Annotated in this window: 19 protein-coding genes; 12 read left to right on the top strand and 7 right to left on the bottom strand. The window is 70.1% G+C overall.

The annotated features are described in order from the left end of the window. The first annotated feature begins 116 nt into the window (after nucleotides 1-116). The 3 genes from trpD (at nucleotide 117) to BR85_RS06810 (ending at nucleotide 2,823) form a co-directional block, all read left to right on the top strand. A complete protein-coding gene (gene trpD, locus BR85_RS06820) occupies nucleotides 117-1,178 on the top strand; it encodes an anthranilate phosphoribosyltransferase (protein WP_028495857.1) in 1,062 nt (353 codons plus the stop codon). Nucleotides 1,179-1,299: 121 nt separating this feature from the next. Continuing rightward, nucleotides 1,300-1,794 carry a hypothetical protein gene (locus BR85_RS06815; RefSeq protein ID WP_028495856.1) on the top strand — a complete coding sequence of 165 codons (495 nt, stop codon included), beginning with the start codon at nucleotides 1,300-1,302 and terminating at the stop codon, nucleotides 1,792-1,794. Between the two features lie 36 nt (nucleotides 1,795-1,830). Then, on the top strand, nucleotides 1,831-2,823 hold the full coding sequence (locus tag BR85_RS06810; protein WP_028495855.1) for a PHP domain-containing protein: 993 nt from the start codon (nucleotides 1,831-1,833) through the stop codon (nucleotides 2,821-2,823). Between the two features lie 25 nt (nucleotides 2,824-2,848). On the opposite strand, the gene BR85_RS06805 is transcribed toward BR85_RS06810, so the two are convergent. Genes BR85_RS06805 through BR85_RS06795 form a run of 3 tightly spaced genes read right to left on the bottom strand, consistent with a single transcriptional unit; the run spans nucleotide 2,849 to nucleotide 5,106 of the window. Next, nucleotides 2,849-3,766 carry a 5'-3' exonuclease gene (locus BR85_RS06805; RefSeq protein ID WP_028495854.1) on the bottom strand — a complete coding sequence of 306 codons (918 nt, stop codon included), beginning with the start codon at nucleotides 3,764-3,766 and terminating at the stop codon, nucleotides 2,849-2,851. Nucleotides 3,767-3,799: 33 nt separating this feature from the next. Next, nucleotides 3,800-4,570 (bottom strand): hypothetical protein, encoded by a 771-nt coding sequence (locus BR85_RS06800; protein ID WP_051526184.1) that lies wholly within the window; start codon nucleotides 4,568-4,570, stop codon nucleotides 3,800-3,802. Further along, nucleotides 4,555-5,106, bottom strand: coding sequence for a hypothetical protein (locus BR85_RS06795; RefSeq protein WP_155947961.1), 552 nt, complete (start codon nucleotides 5,104-5,106; stop codon nucleotides 4,555-4,557). The genes BR85_RS06800 and BR85_RS06795 overlap by 16 nt, the downstream gene beginning before the upstream one ends. Between BR85_RS06795 and BR85_RS15850 the strand changes: the two genes are divergently transcribed. Continuing rightward, a complete protein-coding gene (locus BR85_RS15850; protein WP_331280842.1) occupies nucleotides 5,105-5,791 on the top strand; it encodes a YchJ family protein in 687 nt (228 codons plus the stop codon). The genes BR85_RS06795 and BR85_RS15850 overlap by 2 nt on opposite strands. Here BR85_RS15850 and BR85_RS06785 read toward each other — a convergent pair. Continuing rightward, nucleotides 5,788-6,009 (bottom strand): DUF1653 domain-containing protein, encoded by a 222-nt coding sequence (locus tag BR85_RS06785; RefSeq protein WP_028495851.1) that lies wholly within the window; start codon nucleotides 6,007-6,009, stop codon nucleotides 5,788-5,790. The two genes, BR85_RS15850 and BR85_RS06785, sit on opposite strands and share 4 nt — an antisense overlap. Before the next feature lie 216 nt (nucleotides 6,010-6,225). On the opposite strand from BR85_RS06785, the gene rpsA reads away from it, so the two are divergent. From rpsA to BR85_RS06770, 3 genes are all read left to right on the top strand, one after another. Then, entirely contained in the window at nucleotides 6,226-7,680 is a 1,455-nt protein-coding gene (gene rpsA / locus BR85_RS06780) for a 30S ribosomal protein S1 (RefSeq protein WP_028495850.1), read from the top strand. A 111-nt stretch (nucleotides 7,681-7,791) separates the two neighbouring features. Beyond that, complete coding sequence (locus BR85_RS06775) at nucleotides 7,792-9,435, top strand: sensor histidine kinase (RefSeq protein WP_051526182.1); 1,644 nt, start codon at nucleotides 7,792-7,794, stop codon at nucleotides 9,433-9,435. After that, on the top strand, nucleotides 9,435-10,604 hold the full coding sequence (locus tag BR85_RS06770) for a hypothetical protein (RefSeq protein ID WP_051526181.1): 1,170 nt from the start codon (nucleotides 9,435-9,437) through the stop codon (nucleotides 10,602-10,604). The genes BR85_RS06775 and BR85_RS06770 overlap by 1 nt, the downstream gene beginning before the upstream one ends. Here the strand turns inward: BR85_RS06770 and BR85_RS06765 are convergent. Then, on the bottom strand, nucleotides 10,579-10,983 hold the full coding sequence (locus BR85_RS06765) for a response regulator transcription factor (RefSeq protein ID WP_051526180.1): 405 nt from the start codon (nucleotides 10,981-10,983) through the stop codon (nucleotides 10,579-10,581). The two genes, BR85_RS06770 and BR85_RS06765, sit on opposite strands and share 26 nt — an antisense overlap. Nucleotides 10,984-11,132: 149 nt before the next feature. Here BR85_RS06765 and coaE point away from each other — a divergent pair, with 149 nt between their 5' ends. Next, entirely contained in the window at nucleotides 11,133-11,762 is a 630-nt protein-coding gene (gene coaE / locus BR85_RS06760; RefSeq protein ID WP_028495849.1) for a dephospho-CoA kinase, read from the top strand. Here the strand turns inward: coaE and BR85_RS06755 are convergent. Then, nucleotides 11,729-12,331 (bottom strand): DUF4126 domain-containing protein, encoded by a 603-nt coding sequence (locus BR85_RS06755; protein ID WP_028495848.1) that lies wholly within the window; start codon nucleotides 12,329-12,331, stop codon nucleotides 11,729-11,731. The two genes, coaE and BR85_RS06755, sit on opposite strands and share 34 nt — an antisense overlap. Nucleotides 12,332-12,409: 78 nt before the next feature. Between BR85_RS06755 and uvrB the strand changes: the two genes are divergently transcribed. Together uvrB and BR85_RS06745 are read left to right on the top strand one after the other, a co-directional pair. Further along, nucleotides 12,410-14,479: an excinuclease ABC subunit UvrB gene (uvrB, locus tag BR85_RS06750; RefSeq protein WP_028495847.1), complete on the top strand. Its 2,070-nt coding sequence runs from the start codon at nucleotides 12,410-12,412 to the stop codon at nucleotides 14,477-14,479. A gap of 16 nt (nucleotides 14,480-14,495) precedes the next feature. Further along, entirely contained in the window at nucleotides 14,496-14,918 is a 423-nt protein-coding gene (locus BR85_RS06745; RefSeq protein WP_028495846.1) for a VOC family protein, read from the top strand. 7 nt (nucleotides 14,919-14,925) lie between these two features. Here BR85_RS06745 and BR85_RS06740 read toward each other — a convergent pair whose 3' ends face one another. After that, entirely contained in the window at nucleotides 14,926-15,162 is a 237-nt protein-coding gene (locus BR85_RS06740) for a hypothetical protein (RefSeq protein WP_028495845.1), read from the bottom strand. 38 nt (nucleotides 15,163-15,200) lie between these two features. Between BR85_RS06740 and BR85_RS06735 the strand changes: the two genes are divergently transcribed. Then, on the top strand, nucleotides 15,201-15,638 hold the full coding sequence (locus BR85_RS06735; RefSeq protein WP_028495844.1) for a MarR family winged helix-turn-helix transcriptional regulator: 438 nt from the start codon (nucleotides 15,201-15,203) through the stop codon (nucleotides 15,636-15,638). A 77-nt stretch (nucleotides 15,639-15,715) separates the two neighbouring features. Further along, entirely contained in the window at nucleotides 15,716-18,601 is a 2,886-nt protein-coding gene (gene uvrA / locus BR85_RS06730) for an excinuclease ABC subunit UvrA (protein ID WP_028495843.1), read from the top strand. The last annotated feature ends 1 nt before the right edge of the window (nucleotide 18,602 follow it).

Below are 18,602 nucleotides of genomic sequence, written 5' to 3'. Positions count from 1 at the left end.
TGATATCGCCGCCAGGTTTTCGCATCCCTGAAGGTGATGTCGAGATTCCATTCGGTTAGGGGACCCTAAGAACCGGCCGGGAATGCGCCGGAAGTGTGCCGATAGGATCGGTGTCCATGGTGGAGCTCTCCTCGTGGCCCGAGATTCTCACGTCGATCCTCGATCGGCGGGACCTCAGCGTGTCCGAATCGACGTGGGCGATGCGGAAGGTGATGGCCGGCGAGGCGACCCCTTCCCAGCTCGCCGGATTCCTGCTCGCGCTGCGCGCCAAGGGGGAGACGGTCGATGAGATCGTGGGCTTCCGCGACGCCATCCTGGAGGCCGCCCTCCCGCTTCCCGTGCCCGCCGAGGTCCTCGACATCGTGGGGACCGGAGGGGACCGGTTCGGCACCGTCAACATCTCCACGATGTCCGCGATCGTCGCCGCCGCGAGCGGCATCCCCGTCGTCAAGCACGGGAACAAGGCGGCCAGCTCCGCGTCCGGCTCGTCCGACGTCCTGGGTGCTCTGGGGATCGATCTGACGCTCAGCCCCGAGCGCGTCGCCGAGGTGCTCGGCGAGGTCGGCATCACGTTCGCGTTCGCCTCGGCGTTCCACCCGGGCTTCCGACACGCCGGTCCCACGCGTGCCGAGCTCGGCGTCCCCACCGTCTTCAACTTCCTCGGACCGCTGTGCAACCCGGCGCGCGCCGAAGCGAACGCGGTCGGCGTCGCGAGCCTGGACCGCGTGCCCCTCATCACGGGCGTGTTCCGTACGCGCGGCGCCACGGCGCTCGTGTTCCGCGGCGATGACGGGCTGGACGAGCTGACCACGACCGGGCACAGCCGCGTGTGGGAGATCAGCCGCGGCGACGTCCACGAACACGACCTCGACCCGCGGGACATCGGCATCCCGCTCGCCGACATCGGCGACCTGCTCGGCGGCGACGCGGCGCACAACGCCGCCATCGTGCACCGGGTCCTGCAGGGCGAGCCCGGCCCGGTGCGCGACATCGTGCTGCTGAACGCCGCCGCGGGCATCGTGTCGTATCGGCTCTTCCAGGATGCCGGGCAGGTGCAGCGTCCCATCGTCGAGCGTCTCGCGGAAGCACGCGACGCGGCGGCGGAGACCATCGACTCCGGCGCCGCGGCCGCGAAGCTCGACGCCTGGGTGCAGGCGACGGCCGGTTCCGCGGCCTGACGCCTCCCGCGTCGGGCGGGGATTTGCACGGCCGCGCCCCCTGGCCCGGTGGGCGCCGTGTTCGCTACCGTGAGGGCACAACGAAGGCATCACAAGCCATCGCCGAGAGGACACCCCCCACATGTCAGAAGCAGCAGTCGGCACGGCCGACACCATCGAGTCGCCCCAGAAGAAGGCCGGCCTCGTCAAGGTCGTCGGCATCCTCGGCATCCTGGGCGGACTCGCCCTCATCATCGTCGGCATCGTCGTGTGGGTCATGGTCTCCAGCCAGCTCCGCGCCGAGAACATCACCGTTCCGGACGACGCGATGGCGTTCCAGGGCCAGACGGTCGCCGGCCCCTTCACCGCCTTCGTGCAGGCCGACATCATTCAGCACCACGCCCTGTCCGCATCCGAGGGCAAGACGTACGCCGAGCTCGAGCAGGACGACCCGGTGCGCGCCACGATGATGAACGCGTCGTTCCTCCGGGCCTCGCTGTTCACGTCCGTCGTGTCCTTCGGTGTCGCGGCCTTCGCGATCGGCATCGGCATCCTGTCGATCCTCTTCGGCTGGGCCATCCATCGCCTCGCGTCGATCCCGGTCGTCGTCCGTCGATCGACGGTCACCACCGCCTGACCCGGCAGGGCCCGCGCGAGCGGGCCCTTTCCGCGTATGCACCCCGTCGATGCGCTCAACGAGATCGCCACGCTCCTGGAGCGTGAGCGATCCTCGCGCTACAAGTCGAAGGCGTTCCGCGCCGCATCCGGCGCCATCGCGGGTCTGAGCGAGGCCGAACTGAGGGATTCCGCGGCGCTCCGGCGGCGAAAGGGCATCGGCGACTCGACGTTCGCGGTGATCCAGCAGGCGCTCGCGGGTGAGGTGCCCGACTACCTGGCCGAGCTCCGCGCCCGGAACGAGCCGGCCACGACCTCGCGGCTGCGGAGCCTGCTGCGCGGCGATCTGCACGCGCACTCCGAATGGTCCGACGGTCTCACGCCCATCGATCTCATGGTCGACGCGGCGCGCGCCCTGGGGCACGAGTATCTCGCCCTCACCGACCACTCGCCGCGTCTCACGGTCGCGCGAGGGCTGTCCCCGGAGCGGCTCCGCGAGCAGCTCCAGGTCGTCGCGGGATTCCGCGGGGACGGCTTCACGCTGCTGTCGGGCATCGAGGTCGACATCCTCGACGACGGCGCGCTCGACCAGGAGGAGGGCCTGCTCGCCGAGCTGGACGTCGTGGTGGCATCCGCGCATTCGAAGCTGCGGATGGAGCACGGGCCGATGACGCGGCGTCTCGTCGCGGCGGTGTCGAACCCGCATGTCGACGTCCTCGGGCATGTGACCGGGCGGCTCATCCGCGGGTCGCGCGGCGAACGCCCGCCGTCCACGTTCGATCCGCGTGCCGTGTTCGCCGCGTGCGCGGCGCATGGCGTCGCGGTCGAGATCAATTCGCGACCCGAGCGCGAGGATCCGCCGGACGAGCTGATCGCGATCGCGCTCGCGGAGGGGTGCCTGTTCTCGATCGACTCCGACGCCCACGCGCCGGGCCAGCTGTCGCTCCTCGATTACGGGGCGGTGCGGGCGGAGGCGGCCGGTGTGCCGCCCGAGCGCATCGTGACGACGTGGCCGCTCGAGCGTCTGCGGGAATGGACGGCGCGCGGCTGAGCGGGCGGGGCGGCGGCGGGCGGTGTCAGACGCGCGAGGCGAGCGCGGCCTGCGCGCGCGTCGCGGAGGACCCGAGCGCCCACTTCGCCGCGAGCGTGGCGACGGTGTCGTCGTCGGGCGCGGTGATGCGGCCATCCACGTCGCCGAGGTCGAGGTCGCGGACGACCTGTACCACCGCCGGGGCGACGGCGAGATAGTCGCCGGCGGCGAGGATCTTCGCGCGGATGCCGGCCGTCAGCCCTGCCCCCTCCTGGGCGGCAGCGATGATGCCGGCGAGGTCGCCGTGGGTCGCGAGCAGGTTCGCGCCGGTCTTCTCGCCGATGCCCGCGACGCCGGGGAGGCCGTCGGAGGGGTCGCCGCGCAGGGCGGCGAAATCCGCGTACTGCGAGGGCAGGATGCCGTACTTCGCCACGACGGTCGCGTCGGTCAGCACTTCGAGGTTGCTCATCCCGCGCCCGGTGTAGATGACGCGCACGTCGCTTGCATCGTCGACGAGCTGGAACAGGTCGCGATCGCCCGTGACGACCTCGACCGGCCGGGACGACTGCGTCGCGAGGCTCCCGATGATGTCATCCGCTTCGTGGTCGGCGCGTCCGATGATCGGGATGCCGAAGGTGTCCAGGGCCTCCCGGATGACGGGGATCTGCACCTCGAGCGGATCGGGGACGATCTCGACGTCGGGGGCACCCTCGACGACGACCGCGACGCGGTGCGTCTTGTAGCTCGGGATGAGGTCGACGCGCCACTGCGGCCGCCAGTCATCGTCCCAGCAGGCGATGAGGTGGGTCGGCTCGTAGGTCGTGACTAGTTTCGCGATCATGTCGAGCAGGCCGCGGGCGGCGTTGACGGGGCGGCCGTCGGGCGCCTTGACGGTGTCGGGGACGCCGTAGAACGCGCGGAAGTAGAGGCTCGCGGTGTCGAGCAGCATGAGGCGGTCGGTCACGGCCTCATCCTGGCATGCGCGGACGACACCCCGTCAGCAGCCCGGCCCGCCGGGGTCTTCGACGCAGGTGCGTTCGACGAGGGCCGTGCGCACCTCGAGCACGTCGACGGCGTAACCGCCGGTGGACAGCTCCAGGACACCGGGGACGGGGGCCCAGCCGTTGCCGAAGTCGACCGCCGCGGAGTAGCGGACGGCCGCGTGCGCCGTGAACGTGCCGCGCGATCCGTAGGCGTGGCTCGTCGCGGTCGCGCTGAACTGCGCCTGCCCGAGTGCCTCCCACGTCTGGCCGCCCGTGGATGCTTCCCGCGCCGTGCCGTCGCCATGCACGAGGAGATAGGAGGCCGGCGTGAACCGGACGCTGACCGGCAGGTCGAAGAGCTCACCCGTGACGGTGTGGGTGCTCGCCGCGACGACGAAGTTGGCGGGCATCCCCACGATCGCGACGCCCGCCGGCTGGCCCGTCAACGGAGGCGCGGCCGGCGCGAATGACGCGAGGTCGGTGAGCGTCACCTCGCGGATGAGCTCGACCTCGTAGTTGCCGCGGCACAGGCCGGTGCACTCGGGCGCCGTGCCGCTTCCGCCGTCCGATGGTGGTCGGATGTCGTCGTCGCGGTCACCGCGGTTGTCCCCGCCTCCGCGGCCGGGTGTGTTGTGCGAAGCGCCGATGTCGACGGAGGTACCGGTGTTGGTGACGTCGCAGTTCCCGCCCCAACCAGAGGTCGAGCAATAGCTTGGCGCAGCAGCCGGAACAACCATGGAGAAGAGGAGCGCGAGTGCCCCACCAACGCTCAGGATTCGGGGCATCGGGGACCGCCCGTTCGTCCGACCAACTGACTGATTAGCATTTCGCCAGTTCCGTCGCCCCCGCGTTCCAGGGTCACGCTCATCGACTGGATATCACGTCGATCAGGTTGTACGACGGAGTTGCCGTCCATGTCGAGGAGATCCACGCCGCTCACGTCTACACAGACTGCCAAGACCGTACTTCCTGCGTCGTATGACGACAACTTGAGCAACGTCGGGCGGGTTTCCCCAGACACTGACCAGCCATCCCCACCCATAGTTGTCAGGTCTTTGCGGATCGCCTCGTAGGCCTCCCCGGTGGTGAGCGCATACACCGGCTCGAAGGTCGCCGGGTCCGAAAGATCCACCTGGTTCAGCGCATCCACGTAGGCGCGATAGGTCTCCTCCGCCGCGGCAAACGCTTCTTCCTCCGACGCGAACCCCGTCGGCGACGGGCTCGGTGTCGGAGCGGCGTCTGGCGTGCAGGCGGTCGTCAGCGCGAGCGCTACGGCCGCAACGGCCCAAACGCCCGCCATCCGGCGACCTCGGACGAACATGTGCCCCACGTTAGCCATCCGCGTCGACACCTTCGAGGGTTCTCCACAGCCTGGACGGCCGTACGCAGATGCACGGGGCCGGGGGAGGAGGCACCCGGTCGTCGCCGTCAGGCCTCGCCCGGACAGAAGTCGGCGTCGATGTGCGGGTGGGCGGCCTCGTGACTCGCACTTTGGCCCGGGTGGACCATCGCCCGAGGTCAGCATTCAGCATCCGCGACGCGCGGCTCGACTACCGTCGACACCGGAGGTGCGCATGTCATTCGGAGCGGCCGCGGAGCGGCGAGGGAACCGGCCGGCGGCGATGTCGGCGTGCCCGTGCGGCGCGGGCGGAACCTTCGGGGAGTGCTGTGGCCCGTTGCTCGACGGCGCGCCTGCACCGACGGCGGAAGCCCTCATGCGCTCCCGGTACACCGCCTTCGCGCTCCGCGACGCCGGTCACCTGGCGGCGACCTGGCATCTCTCGACCCGCCCCGCCGACCTGACGCTCGAGGACGCCCCGCGATGGGAGCGCCTCGAGATCCTCGGGACGGAGGCCGGCCGGCCCACCGACACGCGCGGCACCGTCGAGTTCCGTGCGCACTGGGTCCACGACCGGGGCGGCCGGGGCATCCTGCACGAGGTGAGCCGCTTCGTCTTCCAGCGCGAGCGCTGGTGGTACCTCGACGGCGAGGTCGACGCGCGTTAGGCCTGCGCGTCCTCGCGCACGAAGCGAGGCCCGCGATACCCATCGCGGTCGACGTCCTCGACCCACATCGCGAGCGGCCGCACCCACAGCGACGGCTCGCCGTGCAGCGGACGGTAGACGACCAGCGGCTCCTCGGTCTCGCTGTGCCGCGCCACGCCGATGACCTCGTAGCGGGCGCCCTTGAAGTGCCGGTACACGCCCGGCCGCAGCTCATCCACGGGTTCAGCGTAATGAGCGGGCCGGAGCCGCCCCGCTTCCGGATGGGCGAGCCCGGATTCTGGTACCCTGGACTGTCACTCGTGTGGCTCTTTCGCCATGCGCTGGTGACATCGCAATCAAACTCCAACCGCTTCGGCTCGAGGCATCCGCTTGCTTTCGGATGCCGTCGACGGCGTGAAGCCCGACACCCCAACCCAACAAGGACAACCCACTACATGACTACCGCAACGACCGCCCCGGCCATCAAGCAGGTCGCCATCAACGACATCGGATCTGCTGAGGACTTCCTGGCCGCGGTCGAAAAGACCCTGAAGTTCTTCAACGACGGAGACCTCATCGAAGGCACCGTCGTGAAGATCGACCGCGACGAGGTCCTCCTCGACGTCGGCTACAAGACCGAGGGCGTCATCCCCTCGCGTGAGCTTTCCATCAAGCACGACGTCGACCCTAACGAGGTCGTCAAGGTCGGCGACGAGGTCGAAGCCCTCGTTCTCCAGAAGGAGGACAAGGAAGGCCGCCTCATCCTCTCCAAGAAGCGCGCACAGTACGAGCGTGCCTGGGGAGACGTCGAGAAGATCAAGGAGAACGACGGCGTCGTCACCGGTTCGGTCATCGAGGTCGTCAAGGGCGGCCTCATCGTCGACATCGGCCTCCGTGGCTTCCTCCCGGCCTCGCTCATCGAGCTGCGCCGCGTCCGCGACCTCACGCCGTACCTCGGCCAGGAGATCGAGGCCAAGATCCTCGAGCTGGACAAGAACCGCAACAACGTCGTGCTCTCGCGCCGCGCCCTGCTCGAGCAGACGCAGTCCGAGTCGCGCACCACGTTCCTGAACAACCTGCACAAGGGTCAGGTCCGCAAGGGTGTCGTGTCGTCGATCGTCAACTTCGGTGCGTTCGTGGACCTGGGTGGCGTGGACGGCCTCGTGCACGTCTCCGAGCTGTCCTGGAAGCACATCGAGCACGCCTCCGAGGTCGTCGAGGTCGGTCAGGAAGTCACCGTCGAGATCCTCGAGGTCGACCTGGACCGCGAGCGCGTCTCCCTGTCGCTCAAGGCGACGCAGGAGGACCCCTGGCAGGTCTTCGCCCGCACCCACGCGATCGGTCAGGTCGCGCCGGGCAAGGTCACCAAGCTCGTTCCGTTCGGTGCGTTCGTGCGCGTCGCGGACGGCATCGAGGGCCTCGTGCACATCTCGGAGCTCTCCGGCAAGCACGTCGAGCTCGCCGAGCAGGTCGTGTCGGTCGGCGAAGAGGTCTTCGTCAAGATCATCGACATCGACCTCGAGCGTCGCCGCATCTCGCTGTCGCTCAAGCAGGCCAACGAGTCGGTCGACCCCAACGGCACCGAGTTCGACCCGGCCCTCTACGGCATGGCGACGGAGTACGACGAGAACGGGGAGTACAAGTACCCCGAGGGCTTCGACCCCGAGACCAACGCCTGGAAGGAAGGCTCCGACGAGGCCCGCGAGAAGTGGGAGGCCGAGTACGCGGCTGCCCAGGGTCGCTGGGAGGCGCACAAGGCTGCCGTCACCAAGGCCCTCGAGGCCGAGGCTGCCGCTCCCGCCGAGTCCTCCTCGAGCTCGAGCTCGTTCTCCTCGGACAGCAGCGCCGGCGGCACCCTCGCCGACGACGAGGCGCTCGCGGCTCTGCGCGAGAAGCTCTCGGGTCGTTGATCCACGCTCTACCCTGAGCACAGAAAGGGCCGGAACCTTCGGGTTCCGGCCCTTTCCGCATCCCCGGCGCCGCTGGCGCGCAGCGGCGCCGGACCGCGATAGCGTCGACGCATGACCGCTCGCGCTCCGTGGACCCTGGGCGCCGGCGCGGATGACCGCACGCGCGAGCGCGCCACCGGGATCAACCAGCTCCTCATGGGCCTCGTCGCCCTCGTCGCCACCGTGGTCATGGCCTTGAGCAACGCCATCCTCGACGTGGACCTGCTCATCGCGGGTGTCGTCGTCGTCTTCGTCGCCACGGGCATCGCCGTCGCCGTCCCGTGGAACAGACTGCCCCCGCTCGCCATCACGGCGCTGCCCGCGATCGACACCGTCGCGATCGCGCTGCTCGAGATGTCCAGCCCCACCTCCGGCTTCGCGCTGCTCTGGGTCTTCCCGGCGCTGTGGCTGGCCTCCTCGTTCGGTCTCCTCGGGATGATCGCGGGCAGCGCGGCGGTCAGCGCCGCCTTCTGGACGTCCTCGATCCTGGTGCCGAGTCCGCACTTCCGCCCCACCATGGTGCTCCTGCCGCTCGCGATGACGGCCATCGCGTTCGCCGGGTACCTGACGTCCCGCCGCTCGACTGCGCAGCGCGTCCTCCTCAGCAAGCAGGGCGAGGCGCTCAAGCGCACCCTCGATCGCGCACGACGGCAGGAGGTGCTCGTGACGGAAGTGCTGGATGCCGTCGACTTCGGCGTCGTGCGCATCGACGCCGACGGCACGACCCCCGTGGCCAACGACGCGCACGCGCGCCTGCAGGGCGTTGCCGGCGGTGACCCGGTCTCGGCGCGGAAGCTCTACAGTGCCGACGGCGTCAGCCCGCTCGAGGAGGACGACGAGCCCATCGTCCGGGCCGCGCAGGGCGAGACCTTCGAGTCCGAGCTCATCTGGTACGGCGCGCCCGGCACGCGGCGACGCGCGTTGAGTGTCACGGCACGCCGCCTGCGCGGGGCGACCCCGGACGCCGACGGCGCCCTCGTCGTCTCCCGCGACGTCACCGCCGAGGTGATGGCGCTCCGGGCCCGCGAAGACCTCATCGCATCCGTGTCGCACGAGCTGCGGACGCCCCTGACCTCGATCCTCGGCTACCTGGATCTGGCGCTGGACCGCGACGACCTGCCGGCCCCGGCGCGGACGAACCTCGAGGTCGTCGAGCGGAACGCGAACCGGCTGCTGACCATCGTCTCCGACATCCTCGCCGCCTCCGCCGATGCCCGCGGCGGTGTCGCGCTGAGCTTCCACCGCGAGCAGACCGACCTGACGGCCATCGTGCACGCTGCCGTCGAAGGGATCCAGGCGTCCGCGCGCGCCCGCGGTCTCACGATCGACACCGCCGAGGTCGAGCAGGTGTCGGCGTGGGTCGACCCGGTGCGCATCCGGCAGGTCGTGGACAATCTCCTGAGCAACGCCGTCAAGTACCACCGCGACGGCGGCAGCATCGGCATCAGCCTCACCGCCGACATCGACGACGGGTGGATCGTCGTCCGCGACGACGGTCCCGGCATCCCCGCCGACGAGCTGCCGATGCTGTTCGACCGGTTCTACCGTGCGGATGCCGTCCGCAACACGTCGACGCACGGCAGCGGGCTGGGCTTGGCGATCAGCCAGGAGATCGTCCGCAAGCAGGGCGGCGACGTCACGGTGCGCAGCGTGGAAGGCGAGGGGAGCGCGTTCACCGTCCGCATCCCGCTGCGCAAGAGAAGAAGGAGCGCCTGATGGGACTCGATGCTTTCAGCGTCTCGGTCGTCACGGCGGTCGTCGTCCTCGTGGCGGGGACGCTGTTCCTGCTGGAGACCTTCCTCCGCAAGGCCGAGATGGTCGGCCGGATCTGGGCGCTCAGCTTCCTCGCCGGGATGCTGACGTCGGTGGCGTACATGATGTGGGCGCTCGACCCCGACTCCATCTGGCCGATCGCGCTCGGCAACGCCGCGTTCGTGAGCTCCGCCGGATGCATGTGGCTGGGATGCCGTCGCTTCAACGAGCGACACATCCCGGTCGCGGCCTCCGCGGTCGCCGGCGGCGCCGTCCTCACCCTCGCGGCGGCCCTGCTCGACGCGGCCGCGGGCGACTGGGCCGGGGCGTTCGTCATGTTCCTCCTCATCGCCCTGTTCGCCGGCCTCGGGGCGGGGGAGTCGTTCAGCGGCGAGATGCGGCGCAACCGCAACGCGATCGGACTCGCGCTCATCCTCGCGGCGGAGAGCATCTACTACATCGCCCGCACCGTCGTGTTCGTGACGCAGGGACCGGAGAGTGCGCTGTTCCGCACGTGGTTCAGCACGGAGTCCACCAGCATCGTCACCGTCGTGCTCACGATCGTCGCGCTGCTGACGACGTCGATCCTGCGCGCCGGGCTCGCGGGCGTCCGCGGCGTGAGCATCACCTCCGACCTGCAGCGCACCGACGACGGCGTGCTCCGCGCCGACTCGTTCGCCCGGCTGTTCGATGAACTCGTCCTGCGGGCCCAGGAGCGCGGCGAGACCGTCGGTGTCGTCTCCGTCCGCGTCGACGATCTCCCGCAGATCACGACGGCGTTCGGGCGCGGCGAGGCGGATGCCGTGGCGACGGCGTGGCGGCAGGCGACGCGCCGTGCCGCGCCGACGCAGTCCTTCGTCGGCGAGGACGGCAACGGCGGGCTGGCCGTGGCGCTGCTGCCGTCGTCGTCCGAGGCGCGCTACATCGCCACCGCGGTGCGCGATGCCGTCTTCGACGGTGTCCGCGAAGCGGAGCTGAGCGTCCTGCCGATCGTCACCGTGGGCACCGCCATCGCCTCACGCGCCGGCATCACGACGGAGGGTCTCATCGCCGCCGCCCGCGCCACGGCGGGGGAGACCGGGACGGATGTCGTCGACGTCGACGACGTCACGCCGTCTGCGAGCGGCCGCTAGCCTCGTCGGTCACCCGCGGACGCTGCAGCATCGCCTCGATCCGCGCGCGCAGCTCGCGGGGGCGGAACGGCTTCGTCACGTAGTCGTCGGCGCCGGCGCGCATGCCCCGCAGCGCGTCGATCTGCTCGGAGCGCGCGCTGACCATGATGATGTAGGTCGAGCTGACCGCGCGGATGCGTCGCGCCGCCTCGAAGCCGTCCATCCCGGGCATGCTGACATCGAGTGTCGTCACGACGGGATCGAGTTCCTCGCAGAGGGCCACACCCTCCTCGCCGCTGCTCGCGGCGTGCACGACGAACCCTCCGCCGCCCAGGACCTCGGCGAGAAGGGAGCGGATGTCCGCATCGTCTTCGACGACGACGGCGACGCGCTTCTCCACGTACTCATCCTCCAGGACGCCACGACCGGGGGGTGGGGTGGTGTCGTGGGTGATGCTATCCCACGACACCGGTAGGCGGGACCAGGCATGCCACGTCCGGCGGATCCGGCGACGGATCGTTCGGGCCGCGCGCATGGCACGATGAAGCCATGGCCCTCGTCGCTCTCACCGGCGGAATCGCATCCGGGAAGTCCACCATCGCCCGTCGTCTCGCCGAGCACGGCGCCGTGATCGTGGACGCCGACCAGATCGTGCGGGAGGTGCAGGCGCCCGGGTCGCCCGTCCTCGACGAGATCGCCGCGCAGTTCGGCTCCGCCGTCATCGGGCCGGACGGCTCGCTGGACCGTGCGGCTCTGGGCGGCCTCGTGTTCGCCGACGCCGCGGCGCGTGCCCGGCTCAACGCGATCGTCCACCCCGCCGTGCGCCGCGAGTCCGCGCGCCGGTTCGCCGAGGCGCTGGCCACCGACCCGGATGCGGTCGTCGTGTACGACGTGCCGCTGCTCGTGGAGGCGCGTGTCGAGGACCCGTGGGAGCTCATCGTCGTGGCGCACGCGCCGGCGGATCTGCGGCGTCGCCGGCTCGTCGAGCTGCGGGGCCTCACAGAGGCCGACGCCGCCGCCCGCATCGCCGCCCAGGTGGACGACGCGGCGCGTCTCGCCGTCGCCGACGTCGTCATCGACACGGCGGGCAGCCTGGAGGACACCCTCGCGCAGACCGATGCGCTGTGGGAGCGTCTCCGCCCCGCTCAGGTGGACGGCGCGTCGTCGCGGTCCCTCTGACGGCGCCGTCGGCGCAGCAGGAGCACCGCGCCCACGACGAGCGCGATCAGCAGGATGCCGGCGATCACCGGCGCGAAGATCGCCGCCGCGGCGAGGGCGAGCGAGGAGACGTCCTCCGCCGTGGAGACGGCGGGAGCGGCGAGCCCGAGGGTCGCCGCGTTGGCGACGGGGCGGACGGTCGCCTTCACGAGATGCACCCCGAGCGCGATGGCGATGCCGACGGCGATGGGTATCCAGCCGTTGCCGGCGAACAGGGTCGCGGGGTCCTCGATGCGGAGGGTCTCCGCGCTCGAGCCCGCACCGAAGACGATGCCGCCCGCGGCGGGGCGGATGGCGGTCTGCAGGACGTCGTTGACCGAGTCGACGGCGGGGATCTTGTCCGCGACGATCTCGACGACCAGGAGCACCCCGGTGATCCACAGGGCGACATCGCTGGAGAGCCACGACCACCCGGCGGGGAGGTCGACGCCCGTGACGAACCGGTCCACGATCCCGAGCAGGAACAGCGGCATCCACGCGTTGAGGCCGGCCGCGGCGGCGAGGCCCGACCCGACGAGGAACTCCAGCACGCCCCCAGCGTACGCGCGCGCCGGTCGCCCACCGCGAACACCCGCCCGACTGTCGCAGGCCGCGCCTACGCTGGATGGATGCAGACCACGAGATCCGTGCGCCCTTTCGAGGTCGTGAGCGAATACATGCCCAGTGGCGATCAGCCGCAGGCGATCGCCGAGCTCGCGGCGCGCATCAATGCGGGTGAGACCGACGTCGTGCTCCTGGGAGCAACCGGAACGGGCAAGTCCGCGACGACGGCCTGGCTCATCGAGCAGGTGCAGCGGCCCACGCTCGTCCTGGCGCACAACAAGACCCTCGCGGCGCAGCTCGCGAACGAGTTCCGCGACCTCATGCCGCACAACGCCGTCGAGTACTTCGTCAGCTACTACGACTACTACCAGCCGGAGGCGTACGTCCCGCAGACCGACACCTTCATCGAGAAGGACTCCTCGGTCAACGCCGAAGTGGAGCGGCTGCGGCATTCCACGACGAACTCGCTGCTGAGCCGCCGCGACGTCGTCGTGGTGAGCACGGTCTCCTGCATCTACGGCCTCGGCGCGCCGGAGGAGTATCTCCGCGCCATGGTGGCCCTCCAGGTGGGGGAGCGGTACGACCGCGACGCCCTCATCCGCAAGTTCATCGCGATGCAGTACAACCGCAACGACGTCGACTTCTCGCGCGGCAACTTCCGCGTCCGCGGCGACACGATCGAGATCATCCCGGTGTACGAGGAGTACGCCGTGCGCATCGAGCTGTTCGGCGACGAGATCGAGGCGCTGTACATGCTGCATCCGCTCACCGGCGACATCGTGCAGAAGCTCGACAGCGTACCCATCTTCCCGGCATCCCACTACGTCGCCGGCACCGAGACGGTGCAGCGCGCCATCGGGACCATCGAGCACGAGCTGGAGCAGCGGCTGAAGGAGCTGGAGGGGCAGGGAAAGCTCCTCGAGGCGCAGCGCCTGCGGATGCGGACGACGTTCGACCTCGAGATGCTGCAGCAGCTCGGGTTCTGCTCCGGCATCGAGAACTATTCGCGTCACCTCGACGGCCGGATGCCGGGGGAGCCGCCGCACACGCTGCTGGACTTCTTCCCCGACGACTTCCTGATGGTGATCGACGAGTCCCACGTCACGGTCCCGCAGATCGGGGCGATGTACGAGGGCGACGCCTCGCGCAAGCGCACGCTCGTCGAGCACGGCTTCCGGCTGCCCAGCGCGCTGGACAACCGCCCGCTGCGCTTCGACGAGTTCAAGAACCGCATCGGGCAGACCGTGTACCTCTCCGCCACCCCGGGGCGGTACGAGATGGGCATCGCGGACGGCGTGGTCGAGCAGATCATCCGCCCGACCGGCCTCGTCGACCCGGAGATCATCGTCAAGCCCTCCAAGGGCCAGATCGACGACCTGCTCGAGGAGATCCGGATCCGCGTCGAGAAGGACGAGCGCGTGCTCGTGACGACCCTCACCAAGAAGATGGCGGAGGAGCTCACCGACTTCCTCGGCGAGCACGGCGTGCGGGTGCGGTACCTGCACTCCGACGTCGACACCCTCCGCCGGGTCGAGCTGCTCACCGAGCTGCGCTCCGGCGTCTATGACGTGCTCGTCGGCATCAACCTCCTCCGGGAGGGCCTCGACCTCCCGGAGGTGTCGCTCGTGGCCATCCTCGACGCCGACAAGGAGGGCTTCCTCCGCTCCGGCACGTCGCTGATCCAGACGATCGGCCGCGCGGCGCGCAACGTGTCCGGTCAGGTCCACATGTACGCCGACAACATGACCGACTCCATGCGCAAGGCGATCGACGAGACCGACCGTCGCCGCGAGAAGCAGGTCGCGTACAACCTCGCGAACGGCATCGACCCGCAGCCGCTGCGGAAGAAGATCGCCGACATCACCGACGTCCTCGCCCGCGAGGCATCCGACACCGCAGAGCTGCTGTCCCGGAAGAACAAATCCGGCAAGGGGAAGTCGCCGACGCCGCAGCTGCGAAGGGAGGGCATCGCCGCCGAGGGCGCGAACCAGCTGGAGGCGACGATCGGCGACCTCTCCAACCAGATGCTGGCCGCCGCGGCGGAGCTGAAGTTCGAGCTCGCCGCACGCCTGCGCGACGAGGTGCAGGATCTCAAGAAGGAGCTGCGCGCCATGGAGCGCGCCGGCCACGCCTGACACAGGGAGCCCGCCGATGCAGCAGCGCATCAGTCTCATCACGCTCGGCGTCGCCGACCTCGAACGGGCGGTCGCCTTCTACCGGGCGCTCGGCTGGGAGCTGCACGAGGCGTCGGTGCCCGGCGAGGTCGCGTTCTACCAGGCCGGCGGCATGGCGCTGGCGCTCTGGTCGCGCGCCGCGCTCGCGGAGGACTCCCGTGTCACGGACGGCGGCGGGTGGGGCGGCGTGACGCTCGCGCACAACGTCGCCGAACCGGCGGAGGTGGATGCCGTGCTGCGCGCGGCGCGCGACGCGGGCGGCGTGATCGGAAGGGACGGCGCGCCCACGGGGTGGGGCGGCTACTCCGGTGTCTTCCTCGATCCCGACGGGCACCCGTGGGAGGTCGCCGTCAACCCGGCGTGGCCGCTCGCGGCGGACGGGTCGGTGCGGCTCGGCTGAAGCCGGGTCACGGGCAGGTCATGAGCGGCTTGGGGCCGGACCGGTCGAAGGAATGAGCCGACATGGGGTGGCCGCAGAGCGGGCAGGCGCGCTCGGTGCGCACGGGCTCGGGCTCGGTGTCGTAGGGGCCGACGGAGGCGGGGCCGGCGATCTTGATGAGCCGCATGTTCAGGTACGCGTACCATCCGCCTGCCTCCCGCACGCGCGTCCGCAGCGGTCGGGGATCGGATTCGTTTCGTGCCATGATGTTTAGTGTACTAAGCGATTCGGTACACTGACCGCATGGATCCCCGGGATGATCTGCTGAAGCTGGAGAACCAGCTCTGCTTCGCCATCGTGACGGCGGCGCGCAACGTCGTGTCGATCTACCGGCCCGTCCTGGAGCCGCTCGGGCTCACCCACCCGCAGTACCTCGTGATGCTCGCACTGTGGGAGAGCGCACCCCGCTCGCTCGGCGAACTGGCCGACGAACTCGCGATGGAGCCGGCCACCCTCTCGCCCCTCGTCAAGCGCCTGGAGGCGCAGGGGCGGGTCACGCGGACCCGGCGCGCCGCCGACGAGCGCGTGCTCGAGATCGCCCTGACCGCGGAGGGACGGGCGCTCCGGGAGCGCGCCCTGGACGTACCGGGGCAGGTCATGGCGCGGACCGGACTGGACGCGGCTGCGCTCGCCCGGCTGCGGGACGGCCTCGCGCCGTTCGCCGGAGCGGTCCGGGTCTGACGCCGCCCCGGGTCGCGGCGGCATCGCCGAGAGCGAAGTCGGAACCCCGTGTCGGAGGGCCGACCTAGACTTGACCGGTGCCCATCGTCCCCGTCGCCAGCCCCTCGAAACTCACCGTCCGCGGTGCCCGCGTCCACAATCTCCGCAACGTCGACCTGGACATTCCGCGTGACGCCCTGGTCGTGTTCACGGGTCTCTCCGGCTCCGGCAAGTCGAGCCTCGCGTTCGACACGATCTTCGCGGAGGGTCAGCGCCGCTACGTCGAGTCGCTGAGTTCGTATGCGCGGCAGTTCCTCGGTCAGGTCGACCGTCCCGACGTGGACTTCATCGAGGGGCTGAGCCCCGCGGTGTCCATCGACCAGAAGTCGACGAACCGCAACCCCCGGTCGACCGTCGGCACGATCACCGAGATCCACGACTACATGCGCCTGCTGTGGGCGCGCATCGGCATCCCGCACTGCCCGGAGTGCGGCGAGCAGATCCAGCGCCAGACCGTCCAGCAGATCGCCGACCAGCTCATGGAGCTCCCGGAGCGCACGCGCTACCAGATCGTCGCGCCCGTCGTCTCGCAGAAGAAGGGCGAGTTCGTCGACCTCTTCAAGGAACTGTCCGCGAAGGGCTACGCCCGCGCCGTCGTCGACGGCGACCTCGTCCAGCTCGCGGAGCCGCCCGCCCTGAAGAAGAGCTACAAGCACGACATCGCGGTCGTGGTCGACCGTCTCGTCGCGGCTCCCGACATCCTCAGCCGCGTGACCGACTCGGTCGAGACGGCGCTGGGCCTCGCCGGCGGCGTCATGCAGGTCAACTTCGTGGACGAGGAGGGCGACGACGCGTGGCAGAGCTTCAGCGAGAAGCTCGCCTGCCCCAATGGGCATGCCCTGCAGCTGACCGAGATCGAGCCGCGCACCTTCTCGTTCAACGCGCCCTTCGGCGCGTGCCCCGCCTGTTCCGGCCTCGGCACCCGCATGTCCGTCGACACGGATCTCATGCTCGGCGACGAGGACCTCTCGATCAACGAGGGTGTCATCATCCCCTGGACGACGCAGGGCAAGGGGCTCTACCAGTACTACGAGCGCCTCCTCGCGGGCCTGGCGGACGATCTCGGGTTCTCCCTCGACACCCCGTGGCGCGAGCTCAGCGCCGACGCGAAGAACGCGGTGCTGCGCGGCGAGAACTTCAAGGTCACCGTCAAGTGGCGCAACCGCTACGGCCGGGAGATGCGGTACACCTCCGGGTTCGAAGGCGTCGTGCCGTACATCGAGCGGCAGTACACCCAGGCCGAATCCGACACGCAGCGCCAGCGCTGGGCGGAGTACCTCCGCGAGGTGCCCTGCCCGGTCTGCAACGGCGACCGGCTCAAGCCCGAGGTCCTCGCCGTGCTCGTGCACGGTCACTCGATCGCCGATGCCTCGCGGCTCAGCCTCGGGGAGGCGCAGGAGTACTTCGCGAAGCTCGAACTCACCGACCGCGAAGCCCAGATCGCGGCCGCCGTGCTGCGGGAGATCCGCGCCCGCCTCGACTTCCTCATCCAGGTGGGCCTGAACTACCTGAGCCTCAGCCGGTCCGCGGGCTCGCTCTCCGGCGGCGAGGCGCAGCGCATCCGCCTGGCCACCCAGATCGGGTCGGGCCTGACCGGCGTCCTGTACGTGCTCGACGAGCCGTCGATCGGTCTGCACCAGCGTGACAACCGACGTCTCATCGAGACGCTCCTCAAGCTCAAGGGGCTCGGCAACACCCTCATCGTCGTCGAGCACGACGAGGAGACGATCCACGCGGCCGACTGGGTCGTCGACATCGGCCCCCGCGCGGGCGTCGACGGCGGACGCGTCGTGCACTCCGGGCCGCTCTCCTCGCTCCTGGAGGACCGTGACTCCCTCACGGGCGCGTACCTCAGCGGCCGCCGCGCCATCCCGACGCCGGCCCGTCGGCGCAAGGTGGACAAGAGCCGCCAGGTCACGGTCGTGGGCGCCCGGGAGAACAACCTGCAGAACGTCACCGTCGACTTCCCGCTCGGCGTGCTCACGGCCGTCACGGGCGTCAGCGGATCGGGCAAGTCCTCGCTCGTCAACGGCATCCTGTACGAAGTGCTCGCCACCCGTCTCAACGGCGCGCGCCGGGTCGCCGGCAAGCACACGCGCGTCACGGGCCTCGACAACCTCGACAAGGTCGTGCACGTCGACCAGGCGCCGATCGGCCGCACCCCGCGGTCGAACCCCGCCACGTACACGGGCGTGTTCGACCGCGTCCGCACCCTCTTCAGCGAGACGCCCGAGGCCAAGGCGCGCGGGTACCAGCCCGGCCGCTTCAGCTTCAACGTCAAGGGCGGCCGGTGCGAGGCCTGCTCGGGCGACGGCACCATCAAGATCGAGATGAACTTCCTGCCCGACGTCTACGTCGACTGCGAGGTCTGCCACGGGCAGCGCTACAACCGCGACACCCTGGCCGTGCACTACAAGGGCAAGAACATCGCCGAGGTGCTCGACATGCCGATCGCGGAGGCCGCGGAGTTCTTCGAGCCCATTCAGGCGATCCACCGCTACCTGAAGACCCTCGTCGACGTGGGCCTGGGCTACGTGCGGCTCGGGCAGTCGGCGACGACGCTCTCCGGCGGCGAGGCGCAGCGCGTCAAGCTCGCCACCGAGCTGCAGCGCCGCTCGAACGGGCGCAGCATCTACGTCCTCGACGAGCCGACCACGGGTCTGCACTTCGAGGACGTGAGCCTGCTGCTCGGCGTGCTGAACGGGCTCGTCGACAAGGGCAACACCGTCATCGTCATCGAGCACAACCTCGACGTCATCAAGTCCGCGGACTGGGTCATCGACATGGGACCCGAAGGCGGCGCCGGCGGCGGGCAGGTCGTCGCGACCGGCACCCCCGAGCGGGTCGCGTCGATCCCGGGCAGCCACACCGGCATGTTCCTCGCCGAGCTCCTGGGAGTCGAAGCGGCGCGCAAGGCCGGCTGAC

This window comes from Microbacterium sp. UNCCL10, assembly GCF_000746195.1.
In the GTDB taxonomy this organism is placed as follows: Bacteria; Actinomycetota; Actinomycetes; order Actinomycetales; family Microbacteriaceae; genus Microbacterium; species Microbacterium saccharophilum.
The sequence above is the reverse complement of the archived record's forward strand: the minus strand, read 5'-3'. Positions and strand labels throughout refer to the sequence as shown.

Coding starts and splice junctions, on each gene's coding strand:
- BR85_RS06770 (WP_051526181.1), top strand. CDS start 9,435: ATGGGACTCGATGCTTTCAGCGTCTCGGTCGTCACGGCGGTCGTCGTC.
- BR85_RS06775 (WP_051526182.1), top strand. CDS start 7,792: ATGACCGCTCGCGCTCCGTGGACCCTGGGCGCCGGCGCGGATGACCGC.
- BR85_RS06735 (WP_028495844.1), top strand. CDS start 15,201: ATGGATCCCCGGGATGATCTGCTGAAGCTGGAGAACCAGCTCTGCTTC.
- BR85_RS06740 (WP_028495845.1), bottom strand. CDS start 15,162: ATGGCACGAAACGAATCCGATCCCCGACCGCTGCGGACGCGCGTGCGG.
- BR85_RS06800 (WP_051526184.1), bottom strand. CDS start 4,570: ATGCCCCGAATCCTGAGCGTTGGTGGGGCACTCGCGCTCCTCTTCTCC.
- trpD (WP_028495857.1), top strand. CDS start 117: ATGGTGGAGCTCTCCTCGTGGCCCGAGATTCTCACGTCGATCCTCGAT.
- uvrB (WP_028495847.1), top strand. CDS start 12,410: ATGCAGACCACGAGATCCGTGCGCCCTTTCGAGGTCGTGAGCGAATAC.
- coaE (WP_028495849.1), top strand. CDS start 11,133: ATGGCCCTCGTCGCTCTCACCGGCGGAATCGCATCCGGGAAGTCCACC.
- BR85_RS06745 (WP_028495846.1), top strand. CDS start 14,496: ATGCAGCAGCGCATCAGTCTCATCACGCTCGGCGTCGCCGACCTCGAA.
- rpsA (WP_028495850.1), top strand. CDS start 6,226: ATGACTACCGCAACGACCGCCCCGGCCATCAAGCAGGTCGCCATCAAC.
- BR85_RS06810 (WP_028495855.1), top strand. CDS start 1,831: ATGCACCCCGTCGATGCGCTCAACGAGATCGCCACGCTCCTGGAGCGT.
- BR85_RS15850 (WP_331280842.1), top strand. CDS start 5,105: ATGTGCCCCACGTTAGCCATCCGCGTCGACACCTTCGAGGGTTCTCCA.
- BR85_RS06795 (WP_155947961.1), bottom strand. CDS start 5,106: ATGTTCGTCCGAGGTCGCCGGATGGCGGGCGTTTGGGCCGTTGCGGCC.
- BR85_RS06815 (WP_028495856.1), top strand. CDS start 1,300: ATGTCAGAAGCAGCAGTCGGCACGGCCGACACCATCGAGTCGCCCCAG.